This is a genomic window from Bacillus cereus group sp. RP43, from assembly GCF_040459645.1.
GTDB classification, from domain to species: Bacteria; Bacillota; Bacilli; order Bacillales; family Bacillaceae_G; genus Bacillus_A; species Bacillus_A mycoides_C.
Window position 1 is genome coordinate 2125992 of sequence record NZ_JARVHQ010000001.1, and the last position, 25948, is coordinate 2151939.

The window sequence follows — 25948 nt, forward strand, 5'->3', positions numbered from 1 at the left end:
TGATGCAAAAATAGTGAGATATGAAAAAAGAACGAAAAATTCCTAGCGGAACTGAATTTTATATTGTTGAACCAAAGAGATCATGGTTTTGGACAAACTTTTCATCTTGGAGAGTTTGTCCTTTTTTGATTATATGCATAACTTCTATTCTTGCAATCACCTTTTTAGCTGTTTGCAATGATTTTAATCCAAGCATATTAGGGTGTCGTCCCATGTCCATCAAGCTAATAATTTGAAGTATTCCTTAAGGTTCTGATGAGATGTGGATTCAGTGTTAAAGGTGAAGACAACGGTTTTTCCAATGCACGTAGATATGATTTAGAAGAATTTGTTCTCACCCTAAGCTATGCAATTAGTATGAGGAGAGCTTCTTCTGTTTTAGAGGGCTATTCTACAATGTAAGTGCCGCATGACTTCTGCATAACGATCTTCCATTATCGGGCGCATTTCTTAAAAAAGAATTGCATCTTTATTAAGAATCGAAAACCATGAGTGATTTCAATAGTAGCTGTCTCCATGGGAGGAAAGACCTCGATAACAATGTGTGAAACGAAGACATCAATGTTGTAGTCAGTATATTTAGGTAAAAACAAGTCTAAAGTTCCCTTTTTTCTAGGAATCTCGAGCATTCAACCTACTGATAAAGGGAAACCTAAGGGCATACTAAGATTATATTTAAAATGGGAGGTTATAAATTTGAGTACAATAGAGAATGCATTATCTATCTTCGCCTTAGGCGGCTTGAATGAAATCGGAAAAAATATGTATGCAATTGAATATTCAAACGATATTGTGATTATCGACTGTGGCAATAAGTTTCCAGATGAAAGTTTATTAGGAATTGATTTGATTATCCCTGATATAGCTTATTTAGTAGAAAATAAAGATAAAGTCAGGGCTTTAATTGTCACACATGGACATGAAGATCATATCGGGGGGATCCCGTTCTTCTTAAAAAAATTGAATGTACCAGTTTATGCCACACGCTTCACACTAGGATTAATTGAAATCAAATTAAAAGAACATAAACTCCTAAGAGAAAGTGAACTTATTGAAATCAACTCAAACTCAAACTTGACAATTGGAGAAATAAGGGTAAGTTTTTTCAAAGTGACCCATAGTATTCCTGATTGCTTGGGAATAGTCTTTCACACACCAGAGGGGAATATTGTACATACAGGGGACTTCAAGTTCGATTTAACCCCTGCGAATAATGAGAATTCGGATATTCATAAAATGGCTGCAATCGGCAAAGAAGGGGTCTTGCTTCTATTATCTGAGAGTACCAATGCAGAGCGTCCTGGTTTGACCCCATCGGAACAGATAGTAGGTGAACATGTGGAAGCAACTTTCATGAAAGCCGAACGCAAAGTTATTCTTTCTACCTTTGCTTCAAATATTAGTCGCGTTCAACAAGTCGTGAATGCAGCACAAAAAACAAATCGAAAAATTGCGTTACTTGGACGAAGTATGGTTAATGTCATATCGGTCGCTATGGAACGTGGTTATTTAACAGTTCCAGATGGAATGTTAATTGCCCCACATGAAATCAATGAAATGGCTCCTGAAAGGGTGGCCATTTTATGCACGGGGAGTCAAGGAGAACCATTGGCTGCTCTTGCTCGCCTGTCCACAGGAAACTTTCGCGGTGTCGACATTTTACCTGAAGATACGGTTATCTTTGCAGCAGGTCCAATACCCGGGAATGAACGAAATATCACGAGTATCGTAGACAACTTATTTGCCCTTGGAGCCAAGGTGATTTATGGATCAGGAAGTACATCCGGAATGCATGTTTCTGGCCATGGTTATCAAGAAGATTTAAAACTAATGCTTACATTAATGAAACCAAAATATTTTATTCCCATTCACGGTGAATTTAGAATGCTGCACCATCACCGTTTGTTAGGGGAATCTGTTGGAGTAGAGCAAGGAAACACGTTTATCATCAATAATGGGGATGTCGTCGATATTGAACATACCATTGCCCGTCAGACCCGGAAAATACCGGTGGGGAATACCTACATAGACGGGGGGGATGTCGATAATATTGGGGAAATTGTGTTACGAGACCGCAAACAACTTTCAGAAGATGGGATGCTCATGATTATTTTAACTATGAGCAAAGCGGAAGGAACGTTGATTTCTGACCCCGATACCATTTCTCGTGGATTTGTGGATAGAGATTTCTCGGAACTCCGAAGAGACGTTAATCGACTTACTATAAAAACTGTTAACGAGCTACAAGAAGCAAATAGAAACTCATGGAATGTAATGAAAAAACAAATAAAAAAATCAATACGACAATATGTATATACACATACTAAGAAAAAACCAATGATTGTACCTATACTTATTGAAATTTAATAGGGGAAAGTTTAAAAAAAAATGTAAAAAACAAATTAGATTAATAAGAAAATACAGCAACAAAAAAGGAGGACACCCTCACAAGTGTCTTCCTTCATGTTACTGAAGTCCTTTCATAAAGCCTTGAATTTTTGTTGATAGCATAAATAAGGCCATACTTACTAAGATAGATACAGCTCCAATAACTCCAAAGTAAATTATTTCTGTAGAAGGATCGTATAATTTCACAACCTGTGCATTTATGGTTTGTGCAGATGCAGTAGATAAAAACCATAAACTTATTGTTTGTGCTGAAAAAAAGCAGCCGGAGCTAATTTTGTTGTTATTGATAACCCAGCAGGCGATAAACAAACTTCACCAATTACTATTAGTAAAAAACTAAGAACTAACCAGATAGGACTCACTAGAGAGTCTGTACCACTCATACAGGCAGGTAAAATCATAATTAAAAATGATAATCCAGCAAACAGTAGTCCAATAGCGAATTTTTTAGTTGTTGAAGGTTGGTTTGTATTAAGTTTTACCCAAATCCATGCAAACATTGGGGCAAGTATCACTATAAATATAGGACTTAATGATTGGAACCATGTGGAATGTATCTTAAATCCAGCAAATTGTAATTGGGTCCGTTGATCCGCATATGTTGCTAAAATAATTGCACCTTGTTCTTGTATAGCCCAAAATATTGTGGCTGCAACAAATAGTGGAATATAAGCAAGAAGACGAGAACGTTCGACTTTAGTAGTCTTTGGGCTACGATACATATAAATGAAGTAACAAGTAGGAATAATAATTCCTAAGATACTAATTAAAAAAGTAAAACGGTTAATAGTTAATAACCCAGTGGGTATAGTAATAGCACATAAAATTATAATTACGGTTATACTTATGCTGAAGTGTTTAACAGTTTTTTTCTTTTGATATCTGTTAAAGGATTTGGTATTTGGGTACCAGCTAAACCAAGTGTCTTTTTTTTCGTGAAAACAAATAATGTTAAACCTATTATCATACCAATTGCTGCGACTCCAAAACCAAGATGAAAATTATATTCCTGTCCTAATGTACCAACAACCAAAGGAGCCAGAAGAGCACCTAATTTAATGCCCATATAGAAAAGACTAAACCCAGAGTCTCGACGCGTATCTGATACACTGTATAAATTCCCAACAATGCTGGAGATATTTGGTTTTAATAAACCTGTTCCGAGTATTAAAAACACCATAGAAATAAATAGAGTAATAATACTCCCTGGTAATGCTAGAATAAGGTGACCAATCATAATTAAAACTCCACCCACAAATATGGAAAGAAGACGACAATAGAGAGCTATCTAGAAGAGTAACAAAATATTTAATTGAGAAAATCTTAGAGTGGAATGAAGAAGATATTAAACAAAAATGGAATACGCCTTTAATTGTAAAATATCGATTACTTGGTGTACTCAAACATAGTTATGATAATAGTCCCTATAAAATGATTGAATACGTATATCCTAATAGATTTAAAGAATGGGAACTTGGTATGACACCTTTAAATTTTTGGACTAAAGAAAAAGCTCTTGAAGTATTAAAATGGACTATTGAAGAAAAAGAAAAGCTAAGCGAAGAACAATTACTAAAGGTATACGGAAAAAAATGGTTAAAAGAAAATAAACTCAGTGCGCCATTAGTTAAGTACTGGAAGGGTAGCCCTTATGCAATGATAAACTCTTTATACCCTAATAAATTTAAAGAGTGGGAATTTATTATGACTCCTAATAAGTTTTGGACCAAAGATAGGGCATTGGCAGTACTAAGATGGGCTATTCAAGAGAAAGAAAAATTAACTCCTACCCAATTACTACAAGTTTACAGCGTAAAATGGCTAACTAATCATAAACTGATCTCTCCATGTCAGATATTATGGGAAAGCAGTCCGTACTCCATGCTAAATGATTTATATCCTGGTTAATATAAAGAATGGGAATTAAAATTTACACCTACTGGCTTTTGGACTGAAAAAAAAGCATTAGAGGCACTGAAATGGACTATTGAAGAAAAGGAAAAACTGACAGAGGATCAATTGCCATCTATCTATACACAAAGGTGGTTAATAAAACATAAATTATGGACACCATTAAGAAGATATTGGAATGGTAGTCCATACGGGATGTTAAATGCTTTATATCCGAATCGCTATTCAAAAAATATGTTAAAAGGTTATAAAAATAAATAATAGTTTTAAAGGTTCTGTCGCAAATTTTTCTAAAGTAAGCTAAACTCTGTAAAAAACAAACAAAGAGCATACAAATGGGATATTTTAAAGGAAAACAATTCAAATTGGACTAATAAAACAAAGACGTTAATTAAATCAACGATGTTCAGTCTAAAACATTTTTCTAATTGAACAACAATCCCCTTAGGTATTAATCAAAAAGAAACCTATACCAATTAGGTTTCTTTTTTCTATGGATACTAATTAGGGATACCGCCACATCACCATCAAGTTAAGAAATTTATTGTTATCCCAACGAAAAAAAGATTTAAACTCTTATAAGTAGCTAATTGTAACGAAAGAAAATTTCGTTTAGGGGGGGGAACTTCAAAATATTAGCTTGATGGGCTTGGGGTAGCACCAACAAAACACAAATTTCGTACGCTACGACAACGTAACGATTTTATGCTGCACGTAAAAAACTGATTAGTGAGAGCTTATAATCTGCGGGGGATGGGCACCCCCGCGAATTTAAGTTTCACATTATAAAAAAGTAAGGGTCGGTACTGCTTGTTATTTGACTATTACTTTTCCAACCATTCCTTTCAAGTAGTGGAACCGACATATTAGTTCATATGTACCGGGAGTTTCAGGTTTTACGGTAATTGTTTTTTCTTTTCTTGACGGGACCTCGGCGTCAATTCCGAGTTTTTTTACCGTAAAGGTGTGATCTCTATTTCCTTGGTTTTTCAATAGTAACGTTGTCGTTTTCCCAGCCGGAACAGTGATGACATTCGGATTAAAGTAATCATCATTCAATTCAACCTCAATAGGCTGTCTCACAACGTCGGATTCGGCAAATATATTGAGTGATCCTAGAGCTGTCATAACTATAATCATCGCAAGTGGAATGATCAATCCAGTTAATTTCTTTTTCACAGACATTCACAATCCCTCCTTTCCTAAGCACTAGTGTTTTCAAATTTATAAAATATTATCACTATGAATAGGATTTGTGTAAAGTGAAACTTTAATCAGTGGGGGGGCATCCCACACTGATTATCAGCCCGCACCAATCGGGCGTTTACGGGCAGTTGATCTCCCACCTAACTTCTTTGCTCCACCTGAATTTTGAGGTGGGAGTTTTACTGCCAGTTAATGCGGGGTAAATAAAAAAAGCCTCCACTACCGTGGAAGCTTCTCCAAATGATGTGCAATATCAACATACATATTTGAGTAAGTCGAATGTATTTCATTACTAGGCGCAGCGTTAGAAGAGAAGTGGACGATAACCATATTTGCTTTCGGATCGATGTAAAGAGTTTGTCCGTAACTGCCTAACACTTCGAAAGCGCCTTGTTCATTATGCGGAATCCACCATTGATTATGATAAGAAATTGAAGCGCCGCTGCCAATTGCGAGTTCGCCTTCTTGTATATTTTTTACACTTTCTGTAATAGAAGAAGGGACGATTTGTTTTCCATTATATTGACCATTATTTAAAAGTAATTGCCCGAATCTCGCCATATCTCTAGCAGTTGCATTTAAACCGGCGCTTGCTTGTTCTACTTTTGTTTCATCTGTAACATAATAAGCGTCTTCTTCCATACCAATTTGAGACCAAATTTGCTCGCTTACATTTTCAGCTAATGATTTGTCAGTGATTGTTCGGATAATCCAGGCGAGTGTTTCAGTTGAGCCGTTATTGTAAGAAAAAGCGGAGCCAGGTGGTGCAGTTTCTTCTGCTTCTAGTAACATATCATAAATTTTCATAGGCCCCTCGTAATTTTTACCTCGGGGTAAAATATTACTAGCTAAATATAGTTGAGCATCTTGATTTTCTAGTCCTAGTTGCATATATCCGTGAGTAGGGTATTCAGCGGAAACTTGCATGTCCAGTAATTGCTGAAGTGTAGCTTTACCAAACGGTGTATTTTTTAATTCTTTTATGTAAGTGTTAGCTGTTTTCTCTACATTAATAAGATTTTCTTCAGCGAGAGATTGTATGATTGCACCAGTAAACACCTTTGCTAACGATGCCATTCCATGAGGATTACTCTCGTTATATCCATTGAAATATCGTTCATAAACAAGTTGACCATTATGTACAACGACAAAAGCGTCTGTTTTGTTTTCGTCTAAAAGCTTTTTTAGAGGAATTGTATTTCCAAATCTACGCTCCACAGCAAAATCGTCTAAGTTTTGTAACGCGGTAGGGAAGGCAGCAACTTGGTCAGGGTTGTTTTTTACTTCATTTATTAAAGTGAATTCTTTCATATGTGTATACGACCAGCGTAAGTAAGGATCGTCTAACCAGTTTTCTTTTGTGACATTAGCTTTAGTGGGGGTCGTTTTATTATGTTTAAAAAAAGTAAACCCAAGCCCTGTAACTACGAATAGTAATACTAGTAACAGTAATAGCAGGGGAGATTTCTTTACATTCATGTAGGTACCTCCTTTAGTTTCTATTATAAGTATACGCTCGTCTTAAAAGAAATACAAAATAAGGAAAGTAAACGGGTAAGTTTACTTTCCTTATGAACGTTAAGCAGATATTTGTCCATCTGTACTTTGCTTTTTGAATTTTTGTTTTCGTCCGTGTAATCCATAATAAAGTAGTAAAGTGAACGCAACTATAATAGCTGCGATAAAATACATATTATGATAACTTGATTTGGCAGCGACTATACCTAAAATGAAAGAACCAAAGCCAATGCCACTATCAAAGAACGAGTAGTAAGTAGCTGTCGCAGAACCACGTCGATGGTTTGGAGCGGCAGAAATTGCAATCGTTTGGAAACTTGGAATTAATGTTCCGTATCCTAAACCGATTAACATACCTGCGCCAAGGAACCAAAATGAAGTTTGCGCTTGGCTTAAAATGAACATCCCAATTGTGAAGATAATAATAGCGGGATAAATAAGTACATTTTCACCGAAGCGATCAAATATTTTCCCTGTAAATGGACGAGAAATGACCACAACAAGTGCGTATAAAATAAAGAAGTAACTAGCAACTTCTCCTAAACCAAGCTCTTTCGCATAAATAGGAATAAAGGATAAAATACCACTATAAGAAAAGGCTAAAACAAATCCTGTTAGAGCGATTGGAATAGAAGATGGTTCAATTAAGTCTTTCCATTTCATTTTTTCTCGTGCTTGTTTACTTACTGGTTTTTCATGAGGAATATTCACTACTAATCCTAATAAAAATGCGAGTAATGAAAATACCGAACAAACGATAAATAATGCAGTAAATGAAAAATGAGAAATAATTGTTAAACCTAAAAAAGGACCAATTACCATCGGTAGACTCATAAATACGCCGTAATAAGCAAGTGCTTCACCGCGTCTATGAGCTGGTGCTACATCAGTTACAATTGTTCCAGTTGCTGTCGTTGCCATTCCGAATCCAATACCATGTAAGAAGCGAAGGGCAAGTAATAAAAATAAACTTTGCGTACCGAAATACATAACAGTAGCGGCTAAAAATAGTGAAAGTGAAATAAATAATATTTTCTTTCTTCCTAAATCATCGAGCCATTTTCCTGTGAATGGTCTACATAAAACAGATGAAATAAGAAAAACAGTTGCAACTAAACCAATTTCCTCAGGTTTTCCTTTTAGGCTGTCTATAACATAGACAGGCAGAGTAGTCATAAGCATGTAAAATGTTAAAAAGAGAAACAGACTACTAAAACAAGTTCCGAGGAAATCCTTCGTCCAAAGTTTTTCACTTTGCATCGTCATCCCTCCATATTAATGATCTAAATTTTTGATGATTTGTTGTAACAATTGAAAAGCTTCATGTAAGTCTTCTTCTTTAATACCTTCTAGCGTCTTTTCTTCAAAGGCATCAACTTCTTCTTGCCATACTGGAATCATTTTTATTGCTGTTTCCGATAAGGAAATGAGCTTCTCACGGCGATCTTTTCCTTCAGTACGAATAATCCAGCCCATCGTTTCCATACGTGTTAACGTACGAGTCATCGTTGGTGATTCAACATTTAAATATTGACATAATTCTGTTTGGGTACAAGATCCAGTTTGATTAATGCGGAAAATAACAGCCCATTGCGCACTAAATAATCCCGTTGGAGATACACGTTCATTAAATTTCTTCGTAAACTTACGAGAAGTTTGACTAACAATGTGGAAAAAATGTTGTTTTTCGTCCATATATTTTGATCCTTTCAAATTAGTTACCTAGCTAACTATATACCTTTTTATTTTAATTGTCTAGTAATAGACATGTTGTTTTATGTGGAAATTTCGTATAGATTTTATATTGAGAACATACATTCTACGTGGTATTCTTTAATTAAGTAAAGAATTTTCTTTCTATTAAAAGAATGGGGGAACTTGTAATGATTAAGCCTGCAACAATGGAGTTTGTTTCACTATCGAACGGAGAAACAATTGCATATCAAGAAGTTGGAAGGCAAAATGAAGAAATGCTCGTACTCATTCATGGGAATATGACATCGTCACAACACTTTGATTTAGTTATTGAGAAACTGCAAAATCAATATCATATTTACGCAATTGATTTAAGAGGATTTGGACAATCAACGTATAATAAGCCGATAGATTCTTTACAAGACTTTGCAGAAGATGTGAAACTTTTTATAGATGAATTAAAACTAAAGAAATTTTCATTAGTGGGATGGTCAATGGGCGGCGGTGTTGCGATGGAGTTTACAGCGAGCCACCCAACTTTTGTAGAAAAGCTAATATTAGTAGAATCGGTAGGGATGAAAGGATACCCGATATTTAAAAAAGATATTAACGGGCAACCAATCGTATCGAGTTTATTAAAAACGAAAGAAGAAATTGCGCAAGACCCAGTGCAAATTGCACCAGTACTAGATGCAATAAAAAATATGAATAAAGTATATTATCGTACAGTATGGAATCTATTAATATACACACATAATCAACCTAAACCGGATCGTTATGAAAAGTATTTAGATGATATGTTAACGCAGCGCAATTTCGTTGATGTGAATTATTCATTAGTTACATTTAATATTTCAGATGAACATAATGGTGTTGTACGAGGAAATGGACACATTCATCGTATTCAAGCCCCAACACTCGTCATACAAGGTGACCGCGATTATGTTGTACCACAAGTAGTTGGCGAAGAATTAGCGAAACATTTGCCAAATGCGGAGTTGAAGGTGTTAGAAGATTGCGGGCATTCACCGTTTATTGATTGTTTAGATGTATTTATTGGGCATGTAGAGGATTGGTTAGACAATAAATAATTCCCGAAATATAAACCTTGCATATACTATAGCATTTGTATGTATAAGGGGAGACAGTCAATGCATAATCCATTTTTAATATATCATTCTCCGTATAATGATCACCAATATGTAAAATTTATTATTGATCCGATGTATATGCAAGTTTCACCAGCTGTAGTTCCTTTACAAATGCAGCAACCAATGGTCCATACACATCCGATTTTATTTGGGCCTTCATTTTATGAAAATCCATATTTTAAACATTTTCATTACTATGTGAAAGCACAAGTTTGGGAAGGATAAGAAGCTGAAAGGTTCATTCTTTTAGCTTCTTTTTTTATTATGAATAATTCGCACACGCTTTTACAGATACAGTTTATAATGAAAAGTGGAAAGCGGGAGAAAGAGAGGGAAAAGGATGTCAATGCGTTTTACTTTTTGGATTATGGTTGGGATTGTGGCAATTTCAGGTTTGTCACAAGGTATGCTCTTACCTGCCATCGCAATGATTTTTGAACAAGAAGGGGTTAGTTCAAGTATTAACGGTATTCATGCGACGGCATTATACATCGGGATATTATTTATTTCACCGTTTCTTGAAAAACCGATGCAAAAGTTTGGAATGAAACCAATTATCGTAATTGGTGGGTTTCTCGTTATTATTTCATTATTCTTTTTTACACAAACATTTTCATTCTGGGTATGGTTTATTCTTAGGTTTCTAGTTGGTGTTGGAGATCATATGCTCCATGTCGGAACGCAAACGTGGATTACGACAACGTCAGACCCTAGTAAAATAGGTAGACAAGTATCGATATACGGTGTATTCTTCGGAATTGGTTTCGCAGTTGGCCCGTATTTAGCAAGCACTGTTCAGTACGGTCTTTCAACACCATTTATCGTATCTACTATACTTTGTTTAATTGGCTGGCTTTTACTACTACCAACGAAAAATGCATTTCCAGCACAAGATGAGGCGAAAACTGAAAGTGAATCATCCTTTTCTCGTTATAAACAAGTCGTTGGATTAGCTTGGATTGCACTTATTGGTCCGCTTGCATACGGTGTACTTGAAGCGATGTTAAATAGTAATTTGCCAGTATACGCACTGCGCAAAGGATGGTCTGTATCGGAAGTTTCATTCTTATTACCCGCATTCGCAGTTGGCGGTATTATTACACAAATTCCGCTCGGTATGTTAAGTGATAAATACGGAAGAGATCGTATTTTAACGTGGATGTTCAGTATAAGCACTGGTATTTTCTTACTTGCAGCAGTATTTGATCAATATTACTGGATTGTCTTTACCTGTATGCTTATAGCAGGTATGGTCATTGGCTCGTGCTTCTCATTAGGACTTGGATTTATGACAGATTTATTACCGAGACACTTACTACCAGCAGGTAATATATTATCCGGAATCGCCTTTAGTATAGGAAGTATTATGGGCCCTGTATTAGGAGGCGTATTTATAGAAAAAATACAGTATACAAGCTTTTTTATTGCGGTTATGATTATAATGGGTATTCTCGCAATGTTATATATTATTTACATGAAAAATCAATTCGCATCAAGAAAAATAGAAAGTAGGTTAGGGCATGACAAAACAACCTAATAAGAAAAAATTTGAAGTACTCGAAAATGAAACAATTACAGATTGCTTAGCACGTATGGAACAAGAAGGCTACGCACCGTCTCGTCGCATGGAAGAGCCAATCTTTCATGAAGTGAAGAAAGACGGGAAAACAGAAGTTGAACCGTGTGGTAGGAAGATTGTTTTTGAAGGGAAGTTGAAATAAAAAGAGGCTATATAAATGAAAAAGGATTCCGTTTTGAGGTGCAAGCAAGATAAAATACATCTTGCTTTTCACAGAAAACCTTAAAGTAATTCACATATATAACCACATAAGAAAACGCTGTTGATTCCAACATCAACAGCGTTTTTATTTTGACTAAATATATAAATCAAAATGAATTTCTGCTTGAATTAAACTAGCAAAATCAATAATATCTTTTTGTAAATACATTGCGGGTGATTCGTTATTCTCCACTTGAATCACTACCATAAAAAGAAACTCTAAACCATATTTCTCCTTAAGATGTTTTAATTGTTCTGTTTTCCCTTCAAGGGATTTTAGAATTACATTCAACTGATTATTTATATTGTATGATTCTTGGTATCCAGTGCTTAAAGTCCAATCAGTCTCTTTTCTATATATGATTTTGGTGGATACAAGATTCGGATTACTAGGTCTTGCAACAACATCTCCTTTTTTACAAGTTTTTGTAGGCTCGATACTTAGGGCATCGGTAACTGCCTCAATAGGGAATGCATCACCCGTTGCACTAAAATAAGCCATAACCTTTGTTTTATCCAGAACAGTTCCTCCTCTATTATTAAGATGTTACCTTTATTACATTATAAAAATTTATGAATGTAAATGAAATTTTTATCCCGCTATTTATGGGCATTAAAACTTCTATCTCAAAATCGGCGAATGCGAGGAAATTAGGCGAGAGCTAACTGTTCATAAAAGCAAGATTAGTGCCGGGTAATAATCAGTGGTGATGAACAAATCACATTGATTAAAGTTTCACTTTATTGAATTCCGGCGCCGGGACATGAATGAGAAAGCTGGAAGGTGTATACTTATACCTTTGTAGGAAAGAACAATTAGACAAAAGTAGGATGATTTAAAATATATTTATTTGTATTATAAAAACAAAATATACTTTTAAAAATCAGAATGTAGGGGAGGGAGAAATATATAATGATAAAAAGCATATATGAAACTCATTTACATGTAAGAAATTTAGAAAAGGCGATAGATTTCTATCAAAATAAGTTAGGTTTATCATTAGCAAAAAGACTATCGAAAAGAAGAGTTGCGTTCTTTTGGATAGGAGAAAATAAAAAACAAATGCTCGGATTATGGGAAGTACATACTAATGAAGAGTTTGAGACGAAACACTTCGCTTTTCGTGTAGATTTAGAGTTTTTAAGGACTTCTAAATTGTGGTTAGAGCAGCGTGGAATAGAGGTAGTAGGGAGTCTGGGGAAAGGAAATCGAGAACCAATTGTCCAAAGGTGGATGCCAGCTGCAAGCGTATATTTTCTAGATTGTGATGGAAATAAATTAGAGTTTATTTCTATGTTATATGATGATCCAGATGAATTAGAATATGCAACGTATTTAAGTGAATGGAATGCGGAGCACTAAGAAAAATAAAGTGAAACTTTAATCAGTAGGAGTTTTACAGCTTTGTATTATGTGAAATAGATAGGAACAAAATAAAATCCCTCAAGAAAAGGCACGTTCTTGAAGGATTTTTTTATACTTTATATATTTTATATTGCTTGTAACGTATTAATGATGTTCAATTTTAGCGATCTTAGCGCGTTGAATATAACCATCAGAGAAGCTGAAATAAAGAGAATAGCTTCCTCGATTATATATAAATCCTTCACTAGTCATATCCTCTCCGATTCCATCTGGTTCACCAAACCACTCTTTTAATTCGTTGATAGAGATATCCATTTTCACCCATATATATCTAGCGTCTGAAGGGTACATATCAATATTATAATCTCCGTATACCGCTGTATTAGGGGCATCACATTCTGTACATGGTGCTTGCTTCCAAACATCAGGCGCTCCAAATTCTTTTTTCACCTCAGATATATCTTTACCTAGTGCATCTAATTTAAATGGACCAAACGTCCCATTCTGTAAAGCTGTTGTTAACATTTGTTTCAGTTCTTCTTTTGAATTGATGTTGAAATTATAAGATCTGTTCTTTGCTATTGCATTATAGAAAAATTGTGCATATTGCTCACGCTTCACAATCATGTTGCCATTAAAATTACCTGATTCGTCACCTTGTGCTATACGGTTACTACGCACTGCATTTACAGATTCATAGGCCCAATGACCTTTTGGTACATCTTTAAAGCTCCCTTGTCCTTTTGATTCTAAATGAAATGCTTTTTGTAACACTACTGCCATTTCATATCGAGTTAATACATCATCTGGACGAAATGTACCTGATCCATCACCTGTCATAATTCCAGCTTGCGCAATGGCGTTAATATCCTTTTCAAACATATGATTTGTAATGTCACTAAACATATTCGCCTGTTTATCGTCTGCTATTAAACCTAAATGTCGATTGACTAAAGAAGCTACCTGTCCTCTAGTAACATTGTCCCCAAAACCAAATTTTCCATTTCCATATCCCTTAAAAATCCCCGCTGCCGCTAAGTAGTCAATAGCAATTTTTGACCAGTGGTCCTTTGGTACATCTGTAAATACAGTGTCACTATTGCTAACTACCTTATAGCTATTTGCATTACCGTTTGTTTTCGTAGTTGTTTCTGCACTTACTGTGCCTACCATCGTTGTAGTTGCTAGTGTTGCGGTTAGTACGAATCCAAAAAACTTTTTAACTTTACTTGTTTTTCTGCTCATTTGTGAACCCCCTGTTATTTTAAATGTCTGGAATAACCTTATTAAACATCTAATAAAACTAAATAATTATAACGTAATTATAACAGGTAAATAATAATTGTTTACCATAAATTTCTAGAATATGGATACCTATTTTAATAATCTGTGTGAAACTTAATCATAATATCTATTATTTTAAGTGTTAAATTCTATTTAATATGGTAGATACAGTGACATGTACACGTAAAGAAACTCCAAAATATACAATAAAAGTTGATTTTGAAGTTATTTTTTGTTTAATTCACTTTTATGAATCCATTCAACAAAATCATCCAAATGCCTTTTTCATATATGATTTTTATAGAATGGTTTTCGTATGTACAACTTGATGACCTTGTTTTTTTGAAAAGCAAATCCATCAAGAAGCCATCTCAATTGTCGTCTTGATATAGTAAGTGGCACACTTGGATGACCAGATGGCCAGTAAAACGTGCCCTTTTCCAATCTACGATAGAAGATAGAACGTATATTTGGTATAATCAAACCATACTATATGAAACGATGTACATGAGTTTGACATTTATGTAATAAGGTAAGTACTACATAACAATAACTACTCTTTATAGGATTCAGTTCATGTTATACAAATCCATTGTCAGAAAGGAAAAGATGTAATGAATCAAATTTCATTTGAAGATTTATTTGAAGAAGAAAAAGAAAAGGTAGAGGTGGCTGAGATACCAGTACCTTTATCGCCATTGCAAAAAGATATATTGGAATTAATGGATGCTGAAGAAATAAGTGCACTTGAGCTGTGCGAACAATTAATACGAGCTGGTAAAATACCAGATGAAAGATTCACAACGAATAAGCCTAAAGTATATGGAAAAGTATGCTTAATATTAGAAGGTTTTGTTGCGGAAGGGAAGCTTACTTTTATTAAAAGTGATGAGAAAAGAGATAGGGTATATAAAGTGAAATTTTAATCAGTGGGGGCATCCCCCACTGATTATTAGCCCGCACCAATCGGGCATTAACGGGCGGTTATTCCCCCACCTAACTTCTTTGCTCCAGCCGAATTTTGAGGTGGGAGTCTTACTGCCCGTTAATGCGTATTTGACTTAAAATGCGATACAAAAATGAACTGTACAAGGATGACAATTCATTTAATAGGTAGGTATTATTTCACATTCTTTAGAGGGGAAATTACCTTGTTATAAAAAAATCTTTCCCATTTAGCTAACAAACCGTTCCCATTTTCACCACGCTGAATTTCAATTTCGTGGTTTTTATGAAATTCTGCTATTCGTGTATTATGCTCTTTGTGCAATTGATGGAGAGCTACTTGTTTCATTATTATCCCTCCTTTCGATTAACCATAATTATATATCCTGGGTTGATTATAGCAAAGTATTCTACACGTTTTGTAGATTAAATCTGCCTTTTATTTTTAGCAGCAACAATCTTTGAGAAAACAGCCTTTATTTATGATGATCGTCGTAAGGTCATTGCCCAGAATAAAAGAGCGCAAGCACTAACGGATGTACCTAATATACAAACTCCGTTCCATCCGTAGCTTGCATAAATGTTTGTGGAAAGAATTGCACCTGTAGCACTGCCGATAGAATAAAAAATCATATAACTAGCAGTGAGCCGACTTCTCGCTTCAGGACGCACTGTGAAAAGTATACTCTGGTTCGTGACATGTACAGCTTGCACAGCTAAATCTAAAAGGATAACACCGGTAACTAGTAGGAATAGAGAATGGTTCATTAATTTAATGAGGAGCCATGAAAGTAATAATAAGGATAAGGCTATGCCAGTAGTTCTTTCTCCAAATCCGCGATCAGCGAGTTGTCCGGCCTTAGTGGCAGCTAATGCACCAGCAACTCCAGCAAGACCAAATGCTCCGATAGCTGTATGTGATAGATTATATGGTGCAGCACTTAGAGGTAAAACTAATGAAGTCCATAAAATACTGAAGGAAGTAAAAATAAGCAATGCTAATATTCCGCGAATACGTAAGATCCTTTCTTCTACAAATAATAAGAGAACAGAACGTAATAATTTACGATAGGTCATAGCTGTTTTTTTATGTTCAAGATTAGGTAAATTACGATATAACAAGCCAATTACGAAGAGCATAAGTACAGCAGAGGTAAGATAAACGGAACGCCATCCCGCTAAATCTGTTAATGTTCCGGCAAATGTACGTGCAAGTAGAATTCCTATTACGACACCACTCGTGACGAAACCTACTATTCGCCCACGGTCTTTTGGGTTAGCTAAAATGGATGCGTATGCGACAAGTGTCTGCGTAACAGTCGCAAGAATTCCGACTAAGGCCATACCTATAAAAAGTACGGTACTTGAAGGAGCGACTCCGACCACAATTAAAGCGAAAACGGATAAAAGCATTTGAACAATAATAAGTTTTTTTTGGTTTAACAAATCCCCAAGTGGAACTAATAAAAGTAATCCGAGTGCATAACAAACTTGAGTAATCGTAATAACGACACCAATAGTTGAATGGTTGATCTTAAACTCATTTGATAAAGAATCAAGTAGAGGATGAGCGAAGTATATATTCGCCACAGCCATCCCACAAGCTATTGAAAATAATAGAGTTATATAGCGGGGCATGATTGTATTGGTAGGTAATTGGAACTGATCATTATTCTGAGTAAGAGCAGTTGTCATTTTTTCTTTAGTATCCATATTATCATCTCCTTTTATTTTTAAAATAATATACCGAACGGTATGTTATTTCGTAAGTAAAATATAATCAGGGATAAGTTACTATGTCAAGTTAATTGTAAAGTTATTTCAGTTTCTTTTGACATATCATTTATAATTTAATACGATATATAACATACTGATTAGTACATAAAATGATGATTTGTAATTTAAAAAACAGATGAAGAAAGAGGAGGGGTTAAATGGCTCGACTACGCGAATTTGATGAAGAAAAAGCTTTGGACGCTGCTATGCAACTTTTTTGGGAGAAAGGATACACTGCTACTTCATTAAGTGATCTAACTGCTAAAATGGACATACAAAGACCGAGTTTATATGCAGCATTTGGTGATAAAGAAGGGCTGTTTGAAGCTGCATTACGGAGATACACGAATTTACACGCGACTAGCATTCGAACAGAACTTCAAAAAGAACAATCTGTCAAAGAATCAATTCGTATGTTTTTTGAAAATATGGTGGAAGAGGAATATAAAAGAGAATCAAATAAAGGCTGTTTTTGTATTAACACAATGGTTGAGATTGCCCCTCATAATGAAAAATTTGAAGTGTTGACTAGAGAACATCAAATGTATCTTTCAGTTATATTTCAAGAATTAATCGCCAAAGGTATTCAGTCTGGAGAACTGCAAAGTGATGTGAACGCTAAAGCATTGGCACAAACGCTAGTCACTTTATTAATTGGATTAACAGTGTTAATGAAATCACGCCCAGAACGTTCAGTTATAGATAATTCGGTATGTATCATATTATCGTTACTAAAATAAATGTAACAGAATTGTATTTCAATCAACTATGTCGATTATAGACACTTTTATTTATAAACTTTCAACCTTAAAGCACTGAATTGTCTACGAAGGCAACAAGTGCTTTTTGTTTTCCAGTAAATATAAGTAGGTGAATCATAATGGTTGTCTGCAATGTATGAAGATTGTTGGAGACATTTGTAATTAGACATCAGATAAGAGGGGAATGAAAATACTATATAACCCCCTTCAAAGCCCCTCATAAGCACCTACCAAGTAATAAATCACTAAGAAAAAACAAAACAAAAACAACTACAAGAACAAAAAAGCGCGAAAAAATAAAAACGTTGTAGTAGTAGTAAAAAAATTTGAAATTCGAATGCCAAAACCGTTCCCTCATTCTTATATTTATATTGAAGGATTGGAACTTTCCTATTTGCTAGTAAAGAGCGGGAGGGAAACTGATGGCGGTGTACCGTAATGTGCAGGTGAACTTTTGGCAAGATGAATTCATTTTAGATTTAACGCCAGAAGAGCGTTATTTTTATATATATTTGTTAACTGGTACGAAAACGAAGCAATGTGGTATTTACATATTACCGAAGCGTTTGGCAGAGCTTGAAACTGGTTACAGTATGGAAACTGTTGAGAAGTTATTGAACCGGTTTGTGGAATACGGGAAGATTTTATATGATGCGGAAACGAAAGAGTTATTCATTATAAATTGGTTACACTATAATCCTATTTTTAATACGAACATAGAGAAATGTGTATTACGTGAGCTGAAACTGGTGAAAAGTAAAGAGTTCCTACATAAGTTTTTGCGTAAATGTCTTGAAGAAGAATGCAAGATTCCATTATTACTTCAGTATTTTGGTATGCCAGAGGAAGAGGTTAGTAGTAATTCACAACAAGCAATTATTCAAGAGAAGGAAGAGAAGGAAGAGAAGGAAGAGGTAGAAAGAGTAGAGGATGCCACTCCGCATAGTGAAGTTTATAAATTTTACGAACAAAACATTAGTAGTCTATCTCCATATATCGCGAAGGAATTAAAGGAATGGATGCAAAGAGTTTCAGGAGATAAAGTACTAGAGGCACTTAAAATTGCGTTTGAAAATAATAAGGGGACGTTCGCTTATGTGCAGGGGATTTTGAGGAATTGGTGTAAGAAAGGACAAGTAAGCTTCAGTAAAGGAAAGGAAATAGTGCGTAAGAGAGCGGTATTCAGTTTGTATGATCCATAGCATGAGCAAGTAATGATTTCTTCTTTTCTAAAAGGTTCTTTTACAATAGAAGCGAATAGATTGAGAGAGGAGGGATTGTATGGAAGTCGTCATAAAAAAGAAACGAAATAGGGGAAAAAGAATTTTTATTTGGTCTAGTAGTATCGTTCTTTTATTAGTTATTTGTACAGCGATTTTTTTGAACATATATACGCTTAGTTCTATGCCAAAGATAGATGGAACGATAAAACTTGAGGATTTACAACATGCTGTTGCGGTGAAACGAGATAGTAAAGGTGTACCACATATTAAAGCGGAAAATGCGCATGATTTATATTTTTCGCAAGGATACGTACAAGCGCAAGATCGTTTGTTTCAAATGGATTTAAGTAGAAGACAAGCTTCTGGTATGTTAAGTGAAGTTGTAGGGGAAGCAGCTGTTGATCGAGATAAATTGTTTCGAACGCTCGGTTTACGGCGAGCGGCAGAAGCATCTGTTAGTCAATATGATGGGGAAACGAAATATGCCCTGCAGTCATTTGCTGATGGAGTGAACGCTTTTATACGTGAGGCGAAAGAGGAAAAGAAATTGCCGGTTGAGTTTACTTTACTAGGCTATGAGCCTGCTGAATGGTCAATTGTGGACTCTTTAACAATCGGAAAGTATATGGCGTTTGATTTAGGAGGACATTGGCATGGACAGGCGTTTCGATATTGGGCGTTGAAAAATCTTCCGAAAGAGCAAGCAAATGAGCTATTTCCTACATATCCAAAAGATGCACCTAGATTGCTAGCTGAACTGAAAAATACAAATGTGGATGTAGCACAAAGTTTTGCAAAAACGGTCATTCCACCAGAGTTTAATGGTAGTAATAACTGGGTGATAAGCGGCGAGAAGAGTGCGTCTGGTAAGCCGATTTTAGCGGATGATCCTCATTTATCTCTTGCGACACCTTCAATATGGTATCAATCGAAACTTGAAATGAAAGACTTAAATGTGAGTGGCGTTATTTTCGCGGGAGTGCCAGGTGTTATATTAGGTCACAATGATAAAATAGCGTGGGGCGTTACGAATACAGGTCCTGATGTGCAAGATTTATATATTGAAAAGAGAAATCCTAATAATGAAAATGAATTTTTGTATAACGATAAGTGGGAAAAAGCTACTGTTGTGGATGAATCTATTAAAGTAAAAGGTGGGAAAACAATTCCGTATAACGTTACGGTTACAAGGCATGGTCCAGTCATTTCGGAGTTTGCGGATAAAGGGAAAGAGAAAACGAAAACAGTATTCGCTTTGAAATGGACTGCTTTGGAGCCTTCCGCTGAATTAAAGGCTGTATTAAATATGAATAAAGCGAAAGATTGGAATGAGTTTGAAACTGCACTTCAAGACTTTCATACACCAACTCAAAACTTTGTGTTTGCATCAAACGACGGCACAATTGCTTACAAAGCGAATGGAAATATACCAGTGCGTAAAAAAGGTGATGGTAGTTTGCCAGTGCCAGGATGGACAGATGAATATGAATGGGAAGGGTATATTCCGTTTGATCAGCTTCCAAAAGTAATAAATCCAAAACAAGGGTTTATTTCAACTGCAAATAATAAAATTGTTGATGATAATTATCCGTACCATATTAGTAATACGTGGGCACAGCCATATAGACAAATGCGTATTCAAGAGTTTTTACAAGAGAAGGAAAAGTATACGGTGAAAGATTTAGAAGATTTACAGATGGATCAAAAAAATTTATATGGGAAAGAGTTTGCTCCTATATTTTTAAAAGAGTTAAATAAAACATCTTTAAATGAAGTAGAGAAAGAAGGAGTAAAACAATTATCGAAGTGGAATTTTTACGATAGTAAAGATGAGGCAGCACCATTAATTTTTCACTTAGTAATGAAAGAGATTTCTAATACAGTATTTTCAAAAGAAATACCGAAAGATGTGATGGAGTTATTTGAAGGGAAGTCACAAGTTGTTGATGAATTGATTCGAAAAGAAGTAGCAGGAGAAAATAGCGCTTGGTTTACGAAGTATGGAGGCTTCACGAAAGTTGTGCATACATCGTACGAGAATGTAATGAAAAAATTACAGAAGGAATATGGGCCAGATGTTGCGGAGTGGAAGTGGGGCGATTACCATCAACTTGCTTTTACCCATCCAATCTCAAAATCATCTAGTATGTTAGCACTCCTTGCATTTAATCGTGAGAAACCAGTTCCAATTGGCGGAAGCCAAGTTACCGTTCAAGCAGCGAGTTACGGAGATAACGGTATTGTCAATCACGGAGCTTCTTGGCGATTCGTAATTGATACGAAAGATATGTCAAACGGTTATCACATCGTAGGGCCGGGACAATCAGGACATTTTAGAAGCGATTGGTATCATGATCAAATAGATGATTGGGTGAACGGTGAGTATCATACGACTACATTGAATATGGATGGAATAGAGGGGAAGGTGTTAACTTTAGAGCCGAAGTGATAATATTTCCACTGATGAAAACTGTTAAATTAGAACATAACCAAGTTCTTAAATAATTTTAAAAGCCTACTATCAGTTAAATTGATAGTAGGCTATTGTATTTTAGAGAATAAGATTCAATGATTTTATTATGACAAAACAGTAAGTGTTTTAACATTTACTTATACGATAACGGACCTTATTTACTCTGTTACAAAAGAAACCACACAAAGCGTTCTGTTTTTTTTGTTACTCATTGGTATGTACCGCAAAACATTTTGTTATTCAATAATTCCAATTTCTAGAGCCTTCTGAACAGCTTCTTCTTTGTTACGGACTCCTAGCTTTGTATAAGCTGTGGAAGCATAATTTCTGACCGTACCATTCGATAAATATAACCTTGATGCTATGGTAGTGTATCGAAGTCCTTTTGCTACTAGCTGTAATATTTCTATCTCTCTAGCTGTTAGCTCATAAGCAGTTGCTTTTGATTGTGGTGTCTCGATTTGCTCATCAAACTTCTCAAATATTTTGTGAGACATTCCCTGATCAATCAGTGTCCCACCTTTGTGAATAAGTCGGATCGTATTAGCTAGCTCCAATGTTTCAATAGATTTGAGTAAAAAACCATCCGCACCGTTGCGAAGTGATTCCAACGCCTGTTCGGTATCCTGAAAAGTTGTAAAAATCAATACGCGGATATGTGGCCATTGTTGCTTAATCTTTTTGGTTGCTTCGACTCCATCCATGTGCTGCATATCTAAATCCATAAGTATAACGTGGGGTTGAAGGCGCCCACACAAATCGATGGCTTGATTGCCATCCTCAGCCAAACCGACTACATTTAAATCTTCATATCTATCGAGTAGTGTCCTCAAACTTTCCCGAACAAATGGCTGGTCGTCTACAATTAACAAACGAATAAGTCCATCTTTTATTTCAGTTTGTCGCGGTATGGTACATGTAACAAGCATTCCTTCCTCTGGCTTTGTATATACAGACAATTGACCTTGCAAATTCATTGCCCGTTCTTTCATCGCATTCATACCGAAGCCTTCCTGCCATTCTACATTTCCTTTTCCGTTATCTTGAACTTCTAACCTCGTATATTGTTGTTCAAACTGCAATGAAACTATAATTTCAGTCCCCTGACCATGACGTACTGCATTTGTAAGAGATTCTTGTAAGCAACGAACGAACGCTATCTTCGCTTGCCGAGACAATTGATATTCCTCTCCGTATGCCCGAAAACTTACAGTAACCTGAGCGTGCTCCTGAAATTCGGCTCCAAGATTTTGTAGAGATTGAATTAAGGAGGGCGATTGACACGGAGACTCCATTTGATGTAGGTAACCTCTCACGTCCTCGATGCTTTTACGTCCCATTTCAAGCAGAGAATCTAGCCTCTGTATACCCATTTCAGTAGCAAGTTCGGTGCGCAACGTTTCCATCCCCATAATAATAGAAGTATAAGCGTGACCAACGGTATCATGAAGCTCACCCGACAGTCTGTTTCGTTCCTCTGCCAGTGTTATGCGTTCAATCTGAGACATATATTGCTCAAGTACTGCGTTTTGTTTACGAATTGCTTCATTTTGCTTATGATTGACGATTAATAAATGAAAGGCGAATCCCATTACATAAGCGAATCCATAATAGGTGACCATAACCCAATAGCTATTACTTGGCGCAACCGCATAGAAAATTCCAGTTGTTATAAAAACTGTTGTTGGAGCTGTCCAATAATAGGACAAATGCTTACTATTTGCTGCGATAAGAAATACCGATATAAGAAAGATATTGTAAGCTTCTGGAAATAAAGAGGTTAAGAATATACATAGTCCACCATATAGCAATATTTCTGTGAATAAGTAATATTTATAATTGAATAGTAAGGCTACCCATGGAATAGAGAAGGCAATAATTTCCCAAATAATAATAATCCAAAGTGGTAATGTTAAACCATCCTGGAAATTTAATGTTGCTAGGAGGGTAGACACACTAACAAGTAGACGGATTCCTAACATAATCCAATCATACCAAAACCAATATTTAACCATATCAAACAATTTATTTACCCCCTAAGTAGCCTTCTTTCTCATTTCCTATATTATAGAATAATCCTTCTTACATTGTTATATTTTTAAGTTTAAACTGCCTACTATTCGTAGACTACAAACTTCTATCGATTTAGTTGCTGAATCATACTGCGTGTATAACCTCCAAATTTTTTCGTTAAACCATCTACTATTTTAATACTTATGGCGGTAAACACTATACCGATAGACATTGCAAGGAGTGACTTGGGAAAAGTATCTATCTGTATGAAAATAATATTCATATCGATGTATCGATACAATAGTGGTGCTAACAGGAACATAAGTGGCATTACATAAAAAATGATTGCACTAATGAGACTGAAAATGCCAATCACAAATTTCTGCATTAACCAAAAGACAGCAGACCAGGTGTGGCGATCCGTAAGTCCTAATTTTACTTGCGCCCAGTCCGATGTATCCGTTGTTACACTTCTATCGTAAGATTCTGTCGAAATATCAGTATAAATTTTCGTTTGTATGCGCTCGAATTGGATAAAGGGTGTGGTAGTTTGTAGTACGCGTATAACTAATGGAATCCCAACTACCGTAAATGAAAGGGTGAAACTGAATAGCAGAGCTATTAGATAAAAACAAAAATAAAACAAACCTGTAATGAAAGTTAGTAATAAAAAATAACCATTCTGGATGAATCTTGATTTCATAAAGCTCATCGCTCCTATCTATGTAATAAACGAATTATATTGCTTTTTTTGTCATTCTCACTAGTGTAAAAGTGTCATATGACATCTCTAAATGATGCTAAAAAGGGGAGAGTAACCTACTTCTGGTTAAAAAAGATGCTTATATTAATCTCCATAAAACAATCCCGTTCTTGCAGATGCAAGAACGGGATTGTTTTGTACTTTTATTTAATATGAGATGGACTTGTTTTTCGAATGTGAAAAATAATATCAAATTGCTCAAGCAATGATTTATCAAAGTATGCCGATTCGTTTGGGAATATTTGTCCCCCTAAACTTAGTAATGGTCTTTTTGTTTTAACCCATTTCTCTGCTTGTCCTTTAAGGTGACGGTTATCCAATAAAAACATGTTATATGGTACTTTTCCGAGGGTATAGTTAAAACTATTTACATTTTGTGGAATCGTACCCGTTGTAATCTTACCTCCAGTAGAAGGATCATATTCGCTGTATAAGGTGAAATTCCCCTCCGTAGTTGTACTACCAATTGTGACATAATTAATGTCTAAACGTTCCTTCAAAAATTGCCCCGCAACATAAGGGTATAATTTCTCATCGATAATTCCTTTAGCAATATGAATATTGTGTCCCCATACCATCGTTTTACCACCCAATGTCTCTTGTGCCCACATTGCATGATCGGCCAAGTATTGCTCATGTAGCTTTAACATACTTGGATAGTCGTTAGGAATTAGCATTGTGGTAAATTTCTCTATTGCACTTGCCGTTGCTTTCGCCCAGATGTACTCGGGTGAAACTATTTCTGTGTTGGTTTGTTTATTCTCATCTTTTAGTAATCGAGCTACTCTCTCAGCGTTTGCTTTGAACTTTTCTTTTATTTCAGGAGCAAGGTCCATATATTCCTGTGTACTTCCATTAAAAGCCGACAATTCTTTATAATTTTCTTCTACTTCTGCCAGCAAATCTGGTCGATGCAGCCTTACATAATCAATTACTTTATTAAAGCAACCTTGGTCCAATTCCTTTAAGTCGAGCCCAATAAATTGGATCTTTTTTTTATTGGATGGATCAGCATTATAATCTTTCATCCACTCAATCATGGCTATAATTTCATCAGTAGGATATAACAAGTTTAAAAATTCCCTAGGGTTTCCTTTTCCTGTTTGGATATATTCATTTAGCTTTAAGCCGTTTCCCCAATCTTCTTCCATTGTGAAATTTGTAAAACCCATCTCAGTAACTAAATATTTCACAAGTCGAAACTTCATAGTGAAAATTTCAGAGCTTCCATGAGTATTCTCTCCTAATCCTACATATTGTGCACTCCCAATCATTTTCTTAAGTGGTTTTAAATCCTCAAATGATTTTGACGGTTCTATCGTTTTTAATGGGTAAGCCTGTGATTGTATTGATTTAACTATATTTTTTTGGATTGATTGACCTGAATTTTCGACTGCTACTGTTTGAGCGTTTCCTACTTCTCCACATCCTGTGACTAATAAAGCTGTACTAACCATTGCAATTATTCTTTTCTTATTCATTTTTTTCCACCTCAATTGAATTGTTTTTAAAAGCGAGATTGATTCATGTACTTGCACGAATCAATTGCCTTAATTCAATTGTTATCTATCCCATATCATATTTTCTAGTTACATATTGTCATAAGGTTAATTGACACAGGTCATAGACTAATCATTACACTTTTGTACTATCGGCTATGACAACTTATAAATA

Annotated in this window: 22 protein-coding genes and 3 pseudogenes; 11 read left to right on the forward strand and 14 right to left on the reverse strand. The window is 35.4% G+C overall.

The features are described from left to right. Window positions 1-58: 58 nt before the first annotated feature. Window positions 59-199: pseudogene (locus QCI75_RS11180) on the reverse strand (IS6 family transposase); the annotation flags it as partial. Between the two features lie 497 nt (window positions 200-696). On the opposite strand from QCI75_RS11180, the gene QCI75_RS11185 reads away from it, so the two are divergent. Beyond that, entirely contained in the window at window positions 697-2367 is a 1671-nt protein-coding gene (locus tag QCI75_RS11185; protein ID WP_353760469.1) for a ribonuclease J, read from the forward strand. Window positions 2368-2466: 99 nt separating this feature from the next. On the opposite strand, the pseudogene QCI75_RS11190 reads toward QCI75_RS11185, so the two are convergent. Then, window positions 2467-3673, reverse strand: a pseudogene (locus QCI75_RS11190) (peptide MFS transporter); the annotation flags it as partial. Between QCI75_RS11190 and QCI75_RS11195 the strand changes: the two are divergent. Beyond that, window positions 3661-4581: pseudogene (locus QCI75_RS11195) on the forward strand (DUF4046 domain-containing protein); the annotation flags it as partial. The pseudogenes QCI75_RS11190 and QCI75_RS11195 sit on opposite strands and share 13 nt — an antisense overlap. Window positions 4582-5133: 552 nt before the next feature. On the opposite strand, the gene QCI75_RS11200 reads toward QCI75_RS11195, so the two are convergent. The 4 genes from QCI75_RS11200 to QCI75_RS11215 all read right to left on the reverse strand — a co-directional run bounded on the left by QCI75_RS11200 (window position 5134) and on the right by QCI75_RS11215 (window position 8739). After that, a complete protein-coding gene (locus QCI75_RS11200) occupies window positions 5134-5505 on the reverse strand; it encodes a cupredoxin domain-containing protein (RefSeq protein WP_353760470.1) in 372 nt (123 codons plus the stop codon). A gap of 240 nt (window positions 5506-5745) precedes the next feature. Further along, a complete protein-coding gene (locus tag QCI75_RS11205; protein WP_353760471.1) occupies window positions 5746-7005 on the reverse strand; it encodes a serine hydrolase domain-containing protein in 1260 nt (419 codons plus the stop codon). Between the two features lie 99 nt (window positions 7006-7104). After that, window positions 7105-8304 carry an MFS transporter gene (locus QCI75_RS11210; RefSeq protein WP_353760472.1) on the reverse strand — a complete coding sequence of 400 codons (1200 nt, stop codon included), beginning with the start codon at window positions 8302-8304 and terminating at the stop codon, window positions 7105-7107. A gap of 15 nt (window positions 8305-8319) precedes the next feature. Further along, window positions 8320-8739, reverse strand: coding sequence for a MarR family winged helix-turn-helix transcriptional regulator (locus tag QCI75_RS11215; RefSeq protein ID WP_142344887.1), 420 nt, complete (start codon window positions 8737-8739; stop codon window positions 8320-8322). A 188-nt stretch (window positions 8740-8927) separates the two neighbouring features. Between QCI75_RS11215 and phaZ the strand changes: the two genes are divergently transcribed. The 4 genes from phaZ (at window position 8928) to QCI75_RS11235 (ending at window position 11611) form a co-directional block, all read left to right on the forward strand. Further along, on the forward strand, window positions 8928-9830 hold the full coding sequence (gene phaZ / locus QCI75_RS11220; protein ID WP_353760473.1) for an intracellular short-chain-length polyhydroxyalkanoate depolymerase: 903 nt from the start codon (window positions 8928-8930) through the stop codon (window positions 9828-9830). Between the two features lie 60 nt (window positions 9831-9890). Further along, window positions 9891-10115 carry a hypothetical protein gene (locus tag QCI75_RS11225; RefSeq protein WP_353760474.1) on the forward strand — a complete coding sequence of 75 codons (225 nt, stop codon included), beginning with the start codon at window positions 9891-9893 and terminating at the stop codon, window positions 10113-10115. 115 nt (window positions 10116-10230) lie between these two features. Beyond that, window positions 10231-11427, forward strand: a complete 1197-nt coding sequence (locus QCI75_RS11230) for an MFS transporter (RefSeq protein WP_353760475.1) — start codon at window positions 10231-10233, stop codon at window positions 11425-11427. Further along, window positions 11411-11611: an NETI motif-containing protein gene (locus QCI75_RS11235; RefSeq protein WP_000166302.1), complete on the forward strand. Its 201-nt coding sequence runs from the start codon at window positions 11411-11413 to the stop codon at window positions 11609-11611. The genes QCI75_RS11230 and QCI75_RS11235 overlap by 17 nt, the downstream gene beginning before the upstream one ends. 153 nt (window positions 11612-11764) lie before the next feature. Here the strand turns inward: QCI75_RS11235 and QCI75_RS11240 are convergent, their stop codons facing one another. After that, a complete protein-coding gene (locus QCI75_RS11240) occupies window positions 11765-12172 on the reverse strand; it encodes a DUF4279 domain-containing protein (RefSeq protein ID WP_353760476.1) in 408 nt (135 codons plus the stop codon). A gap of 411 nt (window positions 12173-12583) precedes the next feature. On the opposite strand from QCI75_RS11240, the gene QCI75_RS11245 reads away from it, so the two are divergent. After that, a complete protein-coding gene (locus QCI75_RS11245) occupies window positions 12584-13033 on the forward strand; it encodes a VOC family protein (RefSeq protein ID WP_353760477.1) in 450 nt (149 codons plus the stop codon). A 147-nt stretch (window positions 13034-13180) separates the two neighbouring features. On the opposite strand, the gene QCI75_RS11250 is transcribed toward QCI75_RS11245, so the two are convergent. Both QCI75_RS11250 and QCI75_RS11255 read right to left on the reverse strand, forming a co-directional pair. Further along, window positions 13181-14281: an S-layer homology domain-containing protein gene (locus tag QCI75_RS11250; protein ID WP_353760478.1), complete on the reverse strand. Its 1101-nt coding sequence runs from the start codon at window positions 14279-14281 to the stop codon at window positions 13181-13183. Window positions 14282-14605: 324 nt separating this feature from the next. Further along, on the reverse strand, window positions 14606-14722 hold the full coding sequence (locus QCI75_RS11255) for a hypothetical protein (protein ID WP_353761518.1): 117 nt from the start codon (window positions 14720-14722) through the stop codon (window positions 14606-14608). Window positions 14723-14934: 212 nt separating this feature from the next. On the opposite strand from QCI75_RS11255, the gene QCI75_RS11260 reads away from it, so the two are divergent. Continuing rightward, complete coding sequence (locus QCI75_RS11260; protein ID WP_144509005.1) at window positions 14935-15246, forward strand: DUF3895 domain-containing protein; 312 nt, start codon at window positions 14935-14937, stop codon at window positions 15244-15246. Between the two features lie 194 nt (window positions 15247-15440). On the opposite strand, the gene QCI75_RS11265 is transcribed toward QCI75_RS11260, so the two are convergent. Together QCI75_RS11265 and QCI75_RS11270 are read right to left on the reverse strand one after the other, a co-directional pair. Next, window positions 15441-15614 (reverse strand): hypothetical protein, encoded by a 174-nt coding sequence (locus QCI75_RS11265; protein ID WP_186321016.1) that lies wholly within the window; start codon window positions 15612-15614, stop codon window positions 15441-15443. A 131-nt stretch (window positions 15615-15745) separates the two neighbouring features. Continuing rightward, the gene (locus QCI75_RS11270; protein WP_353760479.1) at window positions 15746-16978 is read right to left on the reverse strand and encodes an MFS transporter; all 1233 of its coding nucleotides are present in this window, start codon (window positions 16976-16978) and stop codon (window positions 15746-15748) included. A gap of 221 nt (window positions 16979-17199) precedes the next feature. On the opposite strand from QCI75_RS11270, the gene QCI75_RS11275 reads away from it, so the two are divergent. From QCI75_RS11275 to QCI75_RS11285, 3 genes are all read left to right on the forward strand, one after another. Further along, the gene (locus QCI75_RS11275; protein ID WP_353760480.1) at window positions 17200-17781 is read left to right on the forward strand and encodes a TetR/AcrR family transcriptional regulator; all 582 of its coding nucleotides are present in this window, start codon (window positions 17200-17202) and stop codon (window positions 17779-17781) included. A gap of 443 nt (window positions 17782-18224) precedes the next feature. Beyond that, a complete protein-coding gene (locus tag QCI75_RS11280) occupies window positions 18225-19004 on the forward strand; it encodes a DnaD domain-containing protein (protein WP_353760481.1) in 780 nt (259 codons plus the stop codon). A 79-nt stretch (window positions 19005-19083) separates the two neighbouring features. Continuing rightward, window positions 19084-21474 (forward strand): penicillin acylase family protein, encoded by a 2391-nt coding sequence (locus QCI75_RS11285; protein WP_144506089.1) that lies wholly within the window; start codon window positions 19084-19086, stop codon window positions 21472-21474. Window positions 21475-21734: 260 nt separating this feature from the next. On the opposite strand, the gene QCI75_RS11290 is transcribed toward QCI75_RS11285, so the two are convergent. The 3 genes from QCI75_RS11290 to QCI75_RS11300 all read right to left on the reverse strand — a co-directional run bounded on the left by QCI75_RS11290 (window position 21735) and on the right by QCI75_RS11300 (window position 25755). Next, the gene (locus QCI75_RS11290; RefSeq protein WP_002084561.1) at window positions 21735-23522 is read right to left on the reverse strand and encodes a helix-turn-helix transcriptional regulator; all 1788 of its coding nucleotides are present in this window, start codon (window positions 23520-23522) and stop codon (window positions 21735-21737) included. 113 nt (window positions 23523-23635) lie between these two features. Beyond that, window positions 23636-24214, reverse strand: a complete 579-nt coding sequence (locus QCI75_RS11295) for a sensor domain-containing protein (RefSeq protein ID WP_353760482.1) — start codon at window positions 24212-24214, stop codon at window positions 23636-23638. A gap of 203 nt (window positions 24215-24417) precedes the next feature. Next, entirely contained in the window at window positions 24418-25755 is a 1338-nt protein-coding gene (locus QCI75_RS11300) for an erythromycin esterase family protein (protein ID WP_353760483.1), read from the reverse strand. Window positions 25756-25948: the final 193 nt, after the last annotated feature.